General features: G+C 71.0%; 11 protein-coding genes. 5 read left to right on the top strand and 6 right to left on the bottom strand.

Annotation, left to right across the window (positions count from 1 at the left end; translation table 11 throughout):
• Positions 1-15 precede the first annotated feature (15 nt).
• The 4 genes from OG496_RS45235 to OG496_RS45220 all read right to left on the bottom strand — a co-directional run bounded on the left by OG496_RS45235 (position 16) and on the right by OG496_RS45220 (position 3,952).
• Complete coding sequence (locus OG496_RS45235; protein ID WP_405975005.1) at positions 16-708, bottom strand: response regulator; 693 nt, start codon at positions 706-708, stop codon at positions 16-18.
• Positions 705-2,039, bottom strand: coding sequence for a sensor histidine kinase (locus OG496_RS45230; protein ID WP_405975004.1), 1,335 nt, complete (start codon positions 2,037-2,039; stop codon positions 705-707). The genes OG496_RS45235 and OG496_RS45230 overlap by 4 nt, the downstream gene beginning before the upstream one ends.
• Before the next feature lie 135 nt (positions 2,040-2,174).
• Positions 2,175-3,020 (bottom strand): ABC transporter permease, encoded by an 846-nt coding sequence (locus tag OG496_RS45225; RefSeq protein WP_405975003.1) that lies wholly within the window; start codon positions 3,018-3,020, stop codon positions 2,175-2,177.
• Complete coding sequence (locus OG496_RS45220) at positions 3,017-3,952, bottom strand: ATP-binding cassette domain-containing protein (protein WP_366493587.1); 936 nt, start codon at positions 3,950-3,952, stop codon at positions 3,017-3,019. The genes OG496_RS45225 and OG496_RS45220 overlap by 4 nt, the downstream gene beginning before the upstream one ends.
• Before the next feature lie 305 nt (positions 3,953-4,257).
• On the opposite strand from OG496_RS45220, the gene OG496_RS45215 reads away from it, so the two are divergent.
• Positions 4,258-5,370: an arabinogalactan endo-beta-1,4-galactanase gene (locus OG496_RS45215; protein ID WP_405975002.1), complete on the top strand. Its 1,113-nt coding sequence runs from the start codon at positions 4,258-4,260 to the stop codon at positions 5,368-5,370.
• A 64-nt stretch (positions 5,371-5,434) separates the two neighbouring features.
• Here OG496_RS45215 and OG496_RS45210 read toward each other — a convergent pair whose 3' ends face one another.
• Complete coding sequence (locus tag OG496_RS45210; protein WP_405975001.1) at positions 5,435-6,448, bottom strand: glycoside hydrolase family 26 protein; 1,014 nt, start codon at positions 6,446-6,448, stop codon at positions 5,435-5,437.
• 327 nt (positions 6,449-6,775) lie between these two features.
• Here OG496_RS45210 and OG496_RS45205 point away from each other — a divergent pair, with 327 nt between their 5' ends.
• Together OG496_RS45205 and OG496_RS45200 are read left to right on the top strand one after the other, a co-directional pair.
• Positions 6,776-7,489, top strand: coding sequence for an alpha/beta fold hydrolase (locus tag OG496_RS45205; RefSeq protein ID WP_405975000.1), 714 nt, complete (start codon positions 6,776-6,778; stop codon positions 7,487-7,489).
• A 169-nt stretch (positions 7,490-7,658) separates the two neighbouring features.
• Positions 7,659-8,591, top strand: a complete 933-nt coding sequence (locus OG496_RS45200; protein ID WP_405974999.1) for a phosphotriesterase — start codon at positions 7,659-7,661, stop codon at positions 8,589-8,591.
• Positions 8,592-8,616: 25 nt separating this feature from the next.
• Here the strand turns inward: OG496_RS45200 and OG496_RS45195 are convergent, their stop codons facing one another.
• Positions 8,617-9,546 carry an AraC family transcriptional regulator gene (locus OG496_RS45195; RefSeq protein WP_405974998.1) on the bottom strand — a complete coding sequence of 310 codons (930 nt, stop codon included), beginning with the start codon at positions 9,544-9,546 and terminating at the stop codon, positions 8,617-8,619.
• 159 nt (positions 9,547-9,705) lie between these two features.
• Here OG496_RS45195 and OG496_RS45190 point away from each other — a divergent pair, with 159 nt between their 5' ends.
• Both OG496_RS45190 and OG496_RS45185 read left to right on the top strand, forming a co-directional pair.
• Positions 9,706-11,022: an amidohydrolase family protein gene (locus tag OG496_RS45190; RefSeq protein ID WP_405974997.1), complete on the top strand. Its 1,317-nt coding sequence runs from the start codon at positions 9,706-9,708 to the stop codon at positions 11,020-11,022.
• Positions 11,023-11,087: 65 nt separating this feature from the next.
• Positions 11,088-13,886: an ATP-binding protein gene (locus OG496_RS45185; RefSeq protein ID WP_405974996.1), complete on the top strand. Its 2,799-nt coding sequence runs from the start codon at positions 11,088-11,090 to the stop codon at positions 13,884-13,886.
• Positions 13,887-13,892 lie beyond the last annotated feature (6 nt).

The raw sequence follows: 13,892 nt of genomic DNA, 5'->3' as shown, positions 1-13,892 counted from the left end.
CGGAACCGAACCGCCTTACTGGTCGGCGGAGTTGGGGCGAGCGAGCCCGAGGTCGTAGGCGAGGATCACCGCCTGGATGCGGTCGCGGGCGCCGACCTTCGCCAGGACGCGGCCGACGTGGGTCTTCACCGTGGACTCGGAGAGGAAGAGGCGCTCGGCGATCTCACCGTTGGTCCAGCCCTGGCCGATGGCGACGAGGATCTCGCGCTCGCGTTCGGTGAGGGGGCGGATCCGGGGGTCGTCCGTCGTGGATGCCGCCGCGGGTCCTGCCGGTGAACTCTTCGGCAGGTGCTGGGCGTAGGCGTCCAGCAGGCGGCGGGTGAGCGCGGGGGCGATGACCGCGTCGCCGGAGGCCACCGCGCGGATACCGGCGAGGAGTTCCTCGGGGTGGGCGTCCTTGAGGAGGAAGCCGCTGGCTCCCGCGCGCAGTGCCTCGTGGGCGTACTCGTCGAGGTCGAAGGTGGTCAGGATGAGGACGCGGGAGCGGTCGCCGGCCGCGACGACCCGGCGGGTGGCCTCGATGCCGTCCATGCCGGGCATGCGTACGTCCATCAGGATCACGTCGGGGCGCAGTTCGGCGGCCATCCGCACCGCCTCGCCGCCGTGCCCGGCCTCGCCGACCACCTCGGTGTCGGGGTTGGCCTCCAACAGCATCCGGAATCCCAGGCGTTGGAGGGGCTGGTCGTCCACGATGAGGACGGTCGTCATGCCGCGCCCCCGGTTCCGCCCGTGCTTCCGCTCGCGGTGAGCGGGGTGGGGTCGAGGGTGGCCCGTACCGTCCAGCCGCCGCCCGGTGCGGGGCCCGCGGTGACGGTGCCGTGGTAGAGGGCGGCGCGTTCTCTCATGCCGGCGAGTCCGTGTCCTTCGTCGTGGCTGGGTGCGGGTCCGGCGGTGGCTGTGCCCGGGCCGGTGTCGTGGCAGTCGATGCGCACCCGTGACTCCTCGACGTTCACCGCGAGTTCGACGCGGGTGTCGTGGCCCGCGTGCTTGAGGGCGTTGGTGAGAGCCTCCTGCACGATGCGGTACACGGTGAGTTGGACCCCGCGGTCGAGTGCGGCCGGGTCGCCGCCGGTGCGGTACACGACCGGCGGGCCTGCCGCGCGGATGCGGGCGCAGAGGGCGTCGAGGTCGGCGATGCCCGGCTGCGGGCTCAGTTCGGGGGCGTCCGGTGTGGCGGTCTGGACGCGCAACACGCCCAGCATGCGGCGCAGTTCACCGAGCGCCTGACGGCCGGTGTCGCCGATGAGGAGCAGGGCCTGCTTGCCGCGCTCGGGGGCGAGGTCGGTGGCGTAGGCGCCGCCGTCGGCGAGGGTGATGATGACGGAGAGGTTGTGGCCGATGATGTCGTGCATCTCCCGTGCCACGCGGGTGCGTTCGGTGGCGGCGGCGAGTTTGCTGCGCTGGTCGCGTTCGATCTCCAGGCGGGCCGCGCGGTCGCGCAGTACGGCGAGCTGGGCGCGCCGGATGCGGACGACGAAGCCGAGCGCGACGGCCGCGGTGATCGTACTGAACAGGACGAACAGCGCGTCCAGGACCGGGACTTGGGACGGCAGCCGCAGCGCGAACAGTCCCAGGGCAGCGAGGGTCACGGCGCACGCGACGGGCAGCCGGCGCAACTGCCCGTGCAGGACCAGGCTGTAGAGGGAGATGAGCAGAGCGACGTCGGCGCGCAGCCAGACCCCCAGCGCGGCCTGGACGAAGAACACCGCGGCGATCAGGGCGAAGGCCAGGGTCGGCCTGCGGCGACGCCACAGCAGCGGCAGCACCAGACCCGCCTGCAGCGCGACGGTCGCCGGCCAGGGCAGGTGGATGAAACTGTTGTCGAAGCCCCGCCGTCGACCGTCGTCGTCATCCACCAGGTCCGGCAGGCAGAAGATCAGCGCGACCACGACGATCAGGGCCGTGTCCAGCACCCACGGGTGTCTGCGGTCGCCCTGTTTGATCCGTCGTCCGAACCGGGACAACCCGCCGGCCACGGGGTGGCTCCAGGGGAGGTCCGCCTCCGCGAACGCCGTGCGGGCGGGGTCGTCGAGGCTCATCGGTGTCACTGGTCCGGGTTCATGGAGGTCACCTGTCCATTGTGCGGCTCTCCTGCGGGGAGCGTCGGCGCGGCACCCGCCCCGTGAACAGGACGGATGCCGCGCCGTGGCCGCGGGTCGCGGGAGGAGAAGGCCTCAGGCGTCGGTCCGCACCAGCCGGTACGCGGCCCCGGCCAGCGTGAGCGCCGTCCAGCCCAGGAAGACCAGGAGTCCGGCGCCGGGCGAGAGGGTCGTCGAGTCGTGCGTCAGCGCGAACATCGCCTCGCCCGCGTTGCTCGGCAGATACGGGCTGATGTCGTCCTGCCAGGAGCTGGGCAGCAGCGAGATCAGCCCGGGCACCAGCATCAGCGAGGCGACCAGCACCGAGATGCCGCCGGCGACCGAGCGCAGCAGCGCGCCCAGCGCGGTGCCGATCACACCGACGAGGCCGAGGTAGAGACCGGCGCCGAGCAGGCTCCGTACGACTCCGGAGTGGGAGAACGTGAGAGCGGCGGGGGTGCCGGAGACGATGCCGCTCACGATCGGGAACGCGACGAAGACCCCGACGAGGGAGACGGCGAACGCGACCACGCCGAACACGAGGGCCTTGGACCACAGCACCGGCAGGCGGCGCGGCACGGCGGCGAGCGTGGAGCGGATCATGCCGGTCGAGTACTCGCCGGCGGTGACCAGGACGCCCAGCACACCGAGCGCGAGCTGCGCGAAGTTCGTACCGAAGAGAGAGATGTCGAGCGCGGTGGAGTTGGCGTCGTCGGGCCGCAGATGCCCGCCGTCGTAGGAGGACTTGTAGTGCGCGGCGGCGATCAGGCCGAACGCGATCAGGAACAGCAGGCCCAGGCCGAGGGTGATCCAAGTGGAGCGCAGGGACCACAACTTGGCCCACTCGGAGCGCAGCACCCGGCGTCCGGTGACCTTGTACGGCGGACGGGCCGGTTTCGCCGCTGCGGGTGCGGCGCTGTCGGTCGCGGTGATGGTGCTCACGCGGCCCTCCCGGGGGTCTCGACGGTGGTGGAGCCGTGGTACTCGACGGCGTCCCGGGTCAGGTCCATGAACGCCTGCTCCAACGAGACGGTGCGCGCGCTGAGTTCGAAGAGCGGGATGCCGTGTTCGGCGGCCCTGATGCCGATGGCCCGCGCGGTCAGCCCGGTGACGTGCAGTTCCTCGGAACCGACCTCGCCGCTGATCTCGACGCCGGGACCGGCGAGGACCTCGCGCAGCCGGGCCGGCTGCTCGGAGGCCACCGTGACGGTGTCGCCGCCCGCATGCCGGACCAGGTCCTGCACGGTGGTGTCGGCCAGCAGCCGACCCCGTCCGACGACGATCAAGTGGTCGGCGACCAGCGCCATTTCACTCATCAGGTGCGAGGAGACGAAGACGGTACGGCCGTCCGCGGCGAGCCCGGTCAGCAGGTTGCGGATCCACAACACACCTTCGGGATCAAGGCCGTTGACCGGTTCGTCGAGCATGACGGTCGCCGGGTCACCGAGCAACGCGGCGGCGATGCCGAGCCGTTGGCCCATGCCGAGGGAGAAGGCCCCGGCCCGTTTCTTCGCCACGGACTGCAGTCCGGTCAGTTCGATGACCTCGTCGACCCGGCGGCGCGGGATGCCGTGCGTGTGGGCCTGCACCATCAGGTGGTCGAACGCGGAACGGCCCGGGTGGATCGACTTGGCCTCAAGGAGTGCGCCGACCTCCTGGAGCGGCGCGCTGTGCCCGGCGTAGGGCTTGCCGTTGACCGTGACGGTGCCGCTGGTGGGCGCGTCCAGGCCGACGATCATGCGCATCGTGGTGGATTTCCCGGCGCCGTTGGGGCCCAGGAAGCCGGTGACGGTGCCGGGCCGGACGACGAAGTCCAGCCGGTCGACCGCCGTCTTCTCCCCGTACCGCTTCGTCAGTTGGTGTGCCTCGATCATCGGTTTCCCTCGCGCTCACGTGCCACCGCCCCCACTGGGCTTTCCCACCGGCAACGCTAGGAGGGCGGGGGGCTCGAAACCGTCGTACCGGGGGGTCATTGAGGGCGCGGGCGTAGTACCCCGGTACCACTGCGTGCACTCGGTTGTGTACGTTCCCACCTTCCGCGCACACACAACACGCCCACCAACTGCGGGAAATACAACCGACACACATATTTACAGCGCCTGTCACCTCTCCTACTGTGAACGTTCTCAGAACCAACCCGCATGCGCATGTCAGTCGACCCAAGGAGGTCGGGATCCACGTGAGAAGCCCGGGCCGCATAGTCAAAGCCGCCTTGCTCCTGGCCGCAGTCGCCCTTCCGGCGGCGATGCTCACCCCCACGGACGCCGCCGCCGCGAACTCGCTCACCATGCTCGGCGCCGACGTCTCGTCCGCACAGCGCGCGATCGACCTCGGCGCCAAGTACTACGACTCCAGCGGGACCGCCAAGGACCCGCTCGACATCCTCAAGGCCGCCGGCGTCAACTACGTACGCCTGCGGATCTGGAACAACCCCGCCAGCGGCTACAACAACAAGGCGAAGGTGCTGGCGTACGCGAAGCAGGTGAAGGCCAAGGGTCTCAAGCTGCTGATCGACTTCCACTACTCGGACACCTGGGCCGACCCGGGCAAGCAGTACAAGCCGGCGGCCTGGTCGAGCCACGGCATCAGCGCGCTGCAGACCGACGTCTACAACTACACCTACGACGTCTGCAACAGCCTCAAGTCCCAGGGCACCACCCCGGACAGCGTGCAGATCGGCAACGAGATCAACGTCGGCATGCTGTGGGACGACGGCAAGGTCGTCAACAACAGCTTCACCAACCTCGGTCTGCTGCTGAAGTCGGGCTACAACGCGACCAAGGCGTGCAACAGTTCCACCCAGGTGATCATCCACACCGCCGACGCGGACAGCGACTCGAACGCCCGCTGGTTCTACGACGGCATCAAGGCGCAGGGCGTCAACTGGGACATCACCGGGCTGAGTTACTACTGCATGTGGCACGGCACGCTGGCCAACATGGGCAGCGTCGTCTCGGACATGAAGTCGCGCTACGGCAAGGACGTCATCATCGCGGAGACGGCCTACCCGTTCACGACGTCCGACGCGGACAGTACGGCGAACTCGGTGACTTCGGGCTGCTCGGGCTATCCACTCACCTGGGCGGGCCAGGGCGCGGAGTTCACGGCGGTACAGAACACGGCCCGGAGCGCGGGTGCGATCGGTGTCTTCTACTGGGAGCCGACCTGGTACGCGGTCACGGGCAACGGCTGGGACCCGGCCAACATCTCGAGCAGCGGGGACGGTTGGGACAACATGGCGATCTTCAACTGGACCGGCCAGGTGAATCCGAACGTGAAGTGGACGCCGTAGGGCGGTAGTTCGGGGCGCGAGGGCTGACGGGGGTGGAGGACGGCGGGTGCCGTTCTCCGCCCCTTCATGACTGGCTGTCCGTCAAGGCGCGGTATACGGCTGAGGACTTGGGGTTGGCGCCGCAGCGCCACACGCCGTGGGGACAGTAGTCGCTGATCGTCTGGTAGAGCGGGCGTTGGGCAGCCATCCAGGTGAGCATGCCGCGCATGTAGGTGGGATTGTCGCCGTTGTCAAACAAGCCCCACTCAGGGTAGGCGATGGGTTTGTGATGCGCGCGGGCGAAGCCGACCTGCGCCAACAGCCCGTAGGGCTCGGTCAGTTGCTGGGCGAAGGGCAGACCACGGGGGGCGTCATACGCGTCCATGCCGATGACGTCGACGTAGTCGTCACCCGGGTAGCAGTCGGTCCAGGGGATCGCGTCGTAGCCGCGGGTGGGGGTGAAGTCGAATCGGAAGTGCTGCCCGGGGACGGATCGCATCGCGGTGACGATGCGCGTCCAGTACCGCTTCCAGGACGCGGGGTCCGGCGAACAGCGGTGGGTGTAGGTGGTGCCGTTCATCTCCCAGCCGAGGACGATCTCGGTGTCGGGGACGCCCAGTTGGACCAGCCGCCGCGCGAGGGTGCGGAAGTGGTCGTCGTAGCGTCCGTCCGCTCCGTCTCCCAACTCGGTGCGGACCACACTGTCGGGCAGGTGGGCCTCGTTGCGGTCCAGCATCGGCACGTTGAGGACGAGGAGGCGGTCCTGCTCCTCCCGACGCCAGTCGGCCCACAGGGCAAGGTCGTTGGACGCGCCCTCGATGTCGCTCCAGTTCTCCCCGGCCAGATACGCATGCCCGACCCGGGGCTCGGGCCGCCCCAGCCAGGCCCCGAACTCCGCCACGCGACGGACGGCGTCGGCACCGTATCCGACGTAGGCGCCGTAGGCCGTCGGCGGACCGGACGCCTGCGCCGGGGCGGCTCGCGTCGGCGGGGGCGGGGATTCGACACCGGGTACGCAGGCCGGCCCGGCCAGCAGGACCAGCGCGAGGGCGACGGTGAACAGGGCCGGCGGGGTGCGGCGCGTCCCGGGCGGGGGCACTGGGCGGGGCTCCTTCTTCCGGGGGTGAGTGCGTGGGGCGGCGGGTTCGAGGGATGCGTCGGGTTCGGGGGCTGTGGGGAGGGCGAGGGTTGCGGGGGCCGACGCCCGAGCAACGTATCAGCGCGGGGCGGAAGATGAGGATGTAGCACGCTATGGGGGACATGACTGCTGAGCGACGCGTAGCGTGACCTCCTTTGCCTGCTGCCCGGGCCGCAGCGACCCGGACGTCCAGCGGACCTTCCCCTCCTGACCCGCCGCGCGCCCACGCGAAAGGACTGCGCGCCCACGCAGAAGACGGCAACCGTGTGCCTTGGAAGAGTCGGCTTCATGAATGCGGAACTGGTGAAGCTGGTGAAGAACGTGGTGCTCGTCCACGGTGGGTTCGTGGACGGCTCCGGGTGGCGGGAGGTACACCGGCTGCTGACGGACGACGGGTTCCGGGTGCGCGTCGTGCAGAATCCGACCCTGTCCCTCGCGGGTGATGTCACGGTGACCGAGCGGGTGTTGGACGCGCTGGACGGCCCCGCGATTCTGGTCGGGCACTCCTACGGCGGGGCCGTCATCACCGAGGCCGGTAACCACGACCGGGTCGCCGGGCTCGTATACGTCGCGGCGTTCGCGCCCGACAAGGGCGAGTCCGTCAACACGTTGATCGCGGACCCCGGACCCGGGGCGCCGGTGCCGCCGATCCTGCCGCCGGTCGACGGGTTCCTGTTCTTGGACCGGGACAAGTTCCACGCGTCCTTCGCTGCCGATGTCCCGGTCGCCGAGGCCGAGTTCATGGCCGATTCGCAGGTGCCGTGGGGGCTCGACGCGCTCGGCGGCGCGATCGGCGAACCGGCCTGGCGGCACAAGCCGAGCTGGTACCTGGTGGCGACCGACGACCGGATGATCCCGCCTCCCGCCCAGCGGGCCATGGCCCGGCGGGCCGGCAGCACGGTCACCGGCACCGACGCCAGCCACTCCGTGTACGTGTCCCGGCCGGACGCCGTGGCCGACCTCATCAGGCAGGCCGCGGCCGACGCCATCGACGCCGTCTGACACCCGCTGTACCTCACCTCCACTCCCCCACACCGCAACTCCCCACCCCCGGACGCCCGTTCACCACGTACGCGCCGGCACGCACCGAAGGATCAGCATGACTACCCCTCAAGTCCCCCGAGCCACCCCCCGATCCCCCCAGATCCAAACCGTCCGCGGCCCCGTCCCCGTGACCGACCTCGGTACCGTCCTGATGCACGAACACGTCTTCGTCGTCAGCGAAGAACTCCGGCAGAGCCTCCCGGAGACCTGGGACGAACAGGAACGCATCGCCGACGCCGTGTCCCGGCTCAAGGCCCTCGCGGCGACCGGTGTCTCCACACTCGTCGACCCGACCGTCATCGGACTCGGCCGCAATGTCGCCCGCGTCGCCCTGGTGAACGAGCAGGTGGACCTCAACATCGTTGCGGCGACCGGCATTTACACCCTCGCCGACATCCCCGACTTCTTCCGGTACCACGGCCCGGGCACGATGCTCGGCGGCCCCGAGGGCATGACCGACCTGTTCGTCCGCGAACTCACCGAGGGCATCGCGGACACCGGCATCAGGGCAGCGTTCCTGAAGTGCGCGATCGAGAACGAACTCACCCCGGGTGTCGAGCGGGTGATGCGTGCCGTGGCGCAGGCCCATCTGCGTACCGGCGCCCCGATCACGGTGCACACAAGTGCCGCCGCCCGTACGGGACTTGTCGCGCAGGACATCCTGCGCAGCGAGGGCGTGGACCTCGGGGCCGTCGTCATCGGGCACAGCGGTGACACCGCCGACCTGGACTATCTGCACCAGCTCATCGACAACGGCTCGTACGTCGGCATGGACCGCTTCGGTCTCGACGTCCTGCTGCCCGAGGACCAGCGGGTGGCGACCGTCGCGGCCCTCGCGCGCGAGGGGTTCGCCGAGCGCATGGTCCTGTCGCACGACGCGTCCTGCCACATCGACTGGTTCCCGCCGGGCGTACGGGAGCAGATCGCCCCCAACTGGCACCACACCCACCTTCACGACGAGGTGCTCCCGGCGCTGCGCGCCGCCGGTGTCAGCGAGGCTCAGCTCACCACCATGCTGGTCGACAACCCGCGCCGGTACTTCACCCCGGCCAACTCCTAGCCATCACGGCTCACTTGGCCAAGTCCTAGCCGTTGCGCCTCGCTTCGCGCGGAGTCAGCCCGAACTCCGCGCGGAACGCGGTGGCGAAGGAGGCGTGGCTGCCGAAGCCGCTGGCGTGAGCGATCTCCGCGATCGAGTACGTCGTCCAACTCGCGCTCGCCAGACGGGTCCTGGCGACGTTCAGCCGTTCGCGGCGGATCAGGTCGCGGGAGGTGGTGCCCGCGGCCTGCAACACCTGCTGGACATACCGCGCGGACCAGCCGAGCGCCCGCGCGATGCCCACGACGTCCAGGTCACGGTCGCAGGCGTGCTCCCGGACGTAGCGCCGGATCGCGGCCTCGACGCTCGCCCGCTGTCCGGTGGGCGCCGAGTCGACACCGCCCTCCGCGGCCAGGCACACCAGGTCGAGGAGCCGGTCGCACGCGATGTCGAAGGTCGTCTCGGAGAGGTGCTCGCGCTCCTCGTGCAGGGTGGTCGTCAACTGCCGTACGACACGGCCGAGTCCGCGGTCACCGCCGAGGAGATGCGGTCCGCCGGCGGCGAGCTCGCTGCGTGCGGCGAGGTGCTGCCCGGACACGATCAGGGAGATGCTGCGGAGGTCGGCGCCGTGCGCGAACGTCAGGGGCCGGTCGATGTCGCACAGCGCCATGACGCCGGGCCCGATCTCGCCGGCGGCCACGCCCTGTTCGACCCAGGCCGACCCGGAGAGCGGCACGAGGAGTTCGTACGTGCCGCGGGGATCGGTGCGGATGTGCCGGTTGTCCCGGTCCACGACTTCCTCGCCGCCGGAGCAGAGGGCGAGACTGTAGGTCTTCGACCGCTGCCACTCCAGATGCCCGGTCCACGGGGCGCGGCGGTCCGGCACCCTGATCCGGCTCGCGCCGTGCAGGCCGGTGAAGACCTCGTCCCAGGCACTCGCGGAGGAGACGGTCAGAGCTTGGCTCCAGGAAGACACACCTCATCCTATCCACCCGAAACCGGCGATGCTCATGACAGCGGAGCGCCCCGTTTCCCCGCTCCTGTGATCGAGTTCACGCCCCCGGGATCGAACTTTTGGACCGGTCCCGCATCTTGTTCTCGTTGACAGCACTCCCTCCGGAAGCGAGCTCCCCCCATGTCCGTGCCTCGTCGCTTTCTCGCCCCCGTGGTCCTGCCGGCCGACCCGTCCTGTTCCGTCCTGCGCGACGCCGTCGTCGACGTCGACGCGGACGGCCGCATCACCCACTGCGGTCCGGCCGCCTCCGCTCCCCCGCTCCCGGCCGACGTCCCCCTCACCTCGCTGTCCGGCATCCTCGCTCCCGGCCTGGTCAACACCCACGCGCACTCCCCGATGACCCTCCTGCGCGGACTCGGCGGCGACCTCCCGCTGGCGTCCTGGCTGCAGGACGCCGTCTGGCCCGCCGAGGCCCGCATGCGCCCCCGCGACGCCCACGCGGGCATGCTGCTCGGCTGCGTCGAGATGCTGCGCTACGGCGTGACGACCAGCGCCGAGATGTACGCGCACGCCGAGCAGGTGGCCGACGCGGCACTCGAAGCCGGCAGCCGGGTCCTGATCGCGCCCGCCTACTTCGACCGGCCCGGCGACGACTGGCACACCGATCTCGCGGCCATCGGCAAGTGGATCGATACGGACGGCCTGCGCTTCGGGCCCGGTGAGCGCGTCGAGCTCTGCTACGGACCGCACTCCGCCTACACCCTGCCGCCCGAGGCACTGCACGCCACGGCGGAGGAGGCGGCACAGCGCGGCGCCCTGGTGCACATCCACGTCGCGGAGACCCTCACCGAGGACGTCGCCCAGCGGAAGTTGCATGGTTCAGTGCCTCAACTGCTCCAGGAGACCGGGCTGTTGGACGGGCGGCTGCTCGCTGCCCACGCCGTGCATCTCTCCGCCGACGACATCCGGCTGCTCGCCCAGGCGGGTGCCGGTGTCGCGCACTGCCCGGGTTCGAACGCCAAACTCGCCTCCGGCATCGCCGACTTGCACGCGCTGCGCGCCGCGTCCGTCCCGGTCGGTCTCGGCACCGACGGGCCCGCGAGCAACGACGACCTCGATCTGTGGGAGGAGGCCCGCCTCGCGATGATGTTCTGCCGTCTCGCCACGGCCGACGCCATGGCCCTCACCGCCGCGGACGCCTTCCTCATGGCGACCTCGGCCGGCGCCGCGGCCCTGGGCCGGACCGACATCGGTGCCTTCCGCCCGGGAAACTGGGCGGACATGATCCATCTCTCCGTGGACGGGCCGCACTTCGCCGCGGGCCTCGACGTCGAGGACGGCCGGCTGCTCGCCAACCTCATGTGGGCGGCCGGTTCCCGCGCGGTCCAGGACGTCTGGGTCGCGGGCGAGCCCGTCGTCGTGGACGGCGAGACGGTCACGGTGGACCGTGTCGCCGCCCAGCACGCCGCCGCGGAGGCGGCCGCACGCATCGCATGACCTGACCTCAGTCGTTTGGACCGTTCCTGTTCCCGCTCGACCGCTCGACCCCTACGGGAGGCGTCATGGCATCGGCAGCCCTCAGCCCGCCGGTCCTCATCGGACGATCGGCCGAACTGACCATTCTCGACGGGCACTTCGACAGCGCCCGGGCGCGGGGAGCCGCGCTGATGCTGACCGGGGAGGCCGGGGTGGGCAAGACCGCGCTGCTGGAGGCCGCGGCGCCGCGCGCGACGGGGGCGGGCTTCCGGGTGCTGCGGATCTCCGGCTGCCCGTTCCAACGGGGCGTCAGCTTCTCGGCGTTGAACCAGCTGCTGCAACCGCTGGCCGAGGGAATCCCCGCGCTGCCCGCGCGGCAGGCGGAGACCCTCCAGGCGGTGCGCGGGCTGTCCGAGGAGCAGCCGACCGAACTGCTCGCCATCGCGAACGCCGTGCACGCCCTGCTGGAACGGTCCACGGCCGAGGCCGGTCCGCTCGCGCTGATCGTCGACGACGTGGCGTGGGTGGACCGGCCCAGCGCCACGGTCCTGGGCACCCTCGCCCGCGCCCTGCGCACCGGCCCGATCGCCCTTCTGGGCGCCTCCCGGACCGGCGACGAGTCCTTCCTCAGCAACATCGGGATACCCGAGCACGAGGTCCGGCCGCTGGACGACGTCTCGGCGAACGCGCTGGTGGCCGAGCGGTTCCCCGCGATGACGCCCAGGGTCAGACGGCGGCTGGTCGCGGAGGCCCGGGGCAACCCCCTCGCCCTGCTCGAACTGCCCGTCCCCCTCAACGACTTGCAGCAGCGGGAGCGAGGGACCCTGCCCGCCGTACTCCCGTTGACCGAACGCCTCAAGGGCATCTTCTCCACCCGGGTCGCCGCGCTCCCGGCCGCGACCCGCAAGCTGCTGTTGCTCGCCGTGCTGGACGGTTCGGGTGAACTGCACATCCTCCAGCGGGCGTCGGGCGGACCGGACGGTCTCGCCGGGCTGTCCCCCGCCGAGCGCGCCGGGCTCGTCCAGGTCGACGGTGTCACCGGCAGGCTGGAGTTCCGGCATCCGCTGACCCGTTCCGCGGTGCTGGATCTGTCGACCAGCGAGGAGCGCCGGGCGGCTCAACTGGCCCTCGCCGCCGAGCTTCCCGAAGGCTCCGAGCACCGGGCGCGGCACCTCGCCGACGCGGCTGTCGGCCCCGACGACCAGGTCGCCGCCCTGCTGCACGAGGTGGCGTACAACACCCTGCGCCGCGGTGACGCGGTCGGCGCCATCACCACCCTGCTGCGCGCCTCCGAGTTGAGCGCGACCGGCACGGACAAGGGCCGCCGGCTGGCGGAGGCGGCCTGCCTCGGCGCCAACATCACCGGCGATCTGCGCAATGTCCGCGCGCTGCTGGACAACGCCGACCACGCCGACCCGTCGGGCGTCGACTCCCTCGCCGCCGCCACCGCCGCGGCCAGTCACCTCCTCAACGGCGAGGGCGACGTGGACACCGCCCACCGGCTGCTCATCGGCGCCATCGAGGCCCATACGTGGCCGGACGAAACGGAGATGGTCGAGGACATCTTCCGCGAAGCCCTCAACACCCTTCTCATGGTGTGCTTCTACGGCGGCCGGCCGGAACTGTGGCACTCCTTCGAGGACGTCGTGAAGCGACGGCGTCCGCCCACGTCGGGCCGTCTGCTGCCGGTGATCCTGGGCACCTTCGGCGATCCGGCGTACGGCGCGCTGCCCTTCCTCGACCGGCTCGACCACCTCATCTCCGGACTGCACCAACAGCCCGATCCCGTACGGGTCTTCGGCATCGCGCTCTCCTCCTCCTACATCGACCGCCTCCCGGGCTGCCGGGGCGCGCTGCGCCGGATCATCGACGACGGCCGCGACGGCGGGGCCGTGGCCCTGGCGATCCAGGCGCAGTTCCTGCTCGGCAACGACGCCTGCGCGGGCGGCCAGTGGGACGAGCTGCTGGAGATCACCGAAGAAGGCCTCGCCTGGTGCGCGACGTACGACTACCGGCTGACGGCCTCAACGGGCCACTTCCAGCGGGGACTTGTGGCCGCCGCGCGCGGCGACGGCGGCACCGCCCGCGAGATCGCGGACCGGCTCGTGTCCTGGGGCAACCCGCGCGGACTGGGCGCGCTACGGGTCTACGCCGCGCACATCCGGGCCCTTTCGGCGCTCGGCGGCGCGGACTTCGACGCCGCCCACCGGCTGCTGCGCGCCCTCGTCACACCCGGCGAGGTGCCGCGGTTCATGCCGCACGCGCTGTGGCTCCTGCTGGACTTCACCGAGGCCGCCGTGCACACCGACCACCACGCGGAGGCGGCCGCGCACATCGCGGCGGTCCGCAGGACCGATATCCCTTTGGTCTCACCCCGGTTGGCCATGCTGGCGGATGCCGCCGAGGCGATGGCGGACCCGGACGTCATCGACCACGACCTGTTCGAGGCGGCCATCGCCACGCCCGGTGCCGAGCGCTGGCCGTTCGACTGGGCGCGGATCTGCCTGGCCTACGGCGAGCGACTGCGCCGCGCCAAGGCGGGCGGCGCGGCCCGTGTCCACCTGGACGCGGCGCTCGGCACGTTCGAGCGGCTCGGCGCCGCGCCGTGGAGTGCGCGGGCGGCCAACGAGCTGCGGGCGAGCGGGATTCCCGTCAAGCCGCTGAAGCCCGCCGAGTCCGACGGCCGGGACCGGCACGCGCTGCTGACCCCGCAGGAACGGGTGGCGGCCCAACTGGCCGCCACCGGGCTGACGAACAAGCAGATCGCCGCGCAGCTCTTCCTGTCGCCGCGCACGGTGGCGGCCCATCTCCGCAGTGTCTTCCGGAAGTTGAACGTCACCTCACGGGGCGGCCTGCGCGACGCGCTGACCGGCCCCATGCCGTGACGCCTC

The sequence above is a fragment of the Streptomyces sp. NBC_00988 genome (assembly GCF_045162645.1).
Classification (GTDB): domain Bacteria; phylum Actinomycetota; class Actinomycetes; order Streptomycetales; family Streptomycetaceae; genus Streptomyces.
The sequence above is the reverse complement of the archived record's forward strand: the minus strand, read 5'-3'. Positions and strand labels throughout refer to the sequence as shown.

What these genes read in the sequence shown, in the direction of transcription:
- OG496_RS45185 (WP_405974996.1), top strand. Translation starts at nt 11,088, where the DNA reads ATGGCATCGGCAGCCCTCAGCCCGCCGGTCCTCATCGGACGATCGGCC.
- OG496_RS45190 (WP_405974997.1), top strand. Translation starts at nt 9,706, where the DNA reads ATGTCCGTGCCTCGTCGCTTTCTCGCCCCCGTGGTCCTGCCGGCCGAC.
- OG496_RS45230 (WP_405975004.1), bottom strand. Translation starts at nt 2,039, where the DNA reads ATGAGCCTCGACGACCCCGCCCGCACGGCGTTCGCGGAGGCGGACCTC.
- OG496_RS45235 (WP_405975005.1), bottom strand. Translation starts at nt 708, where the DNA reads ATGACGACCGTCCTCATCGTGGACGACCAGCCCCTCCAACGCCTGGGA.
- OG496_RS45205 (WP_405975000.1), top strand. Translation starts at nt 6,776, where the DNA reads ATGAATGCGGAACTGGTGAAGCTGGTGAAGAACGTGGTGCTCGTCCAC.
- OG496_RS45220 (WP_366493587.1), bottom strand. Translation starts at nt 3,952, where the DNA reads ATGATCGAGGCACACCAACTGACGAAGCGGTACGGGGAGAAGACGGCG.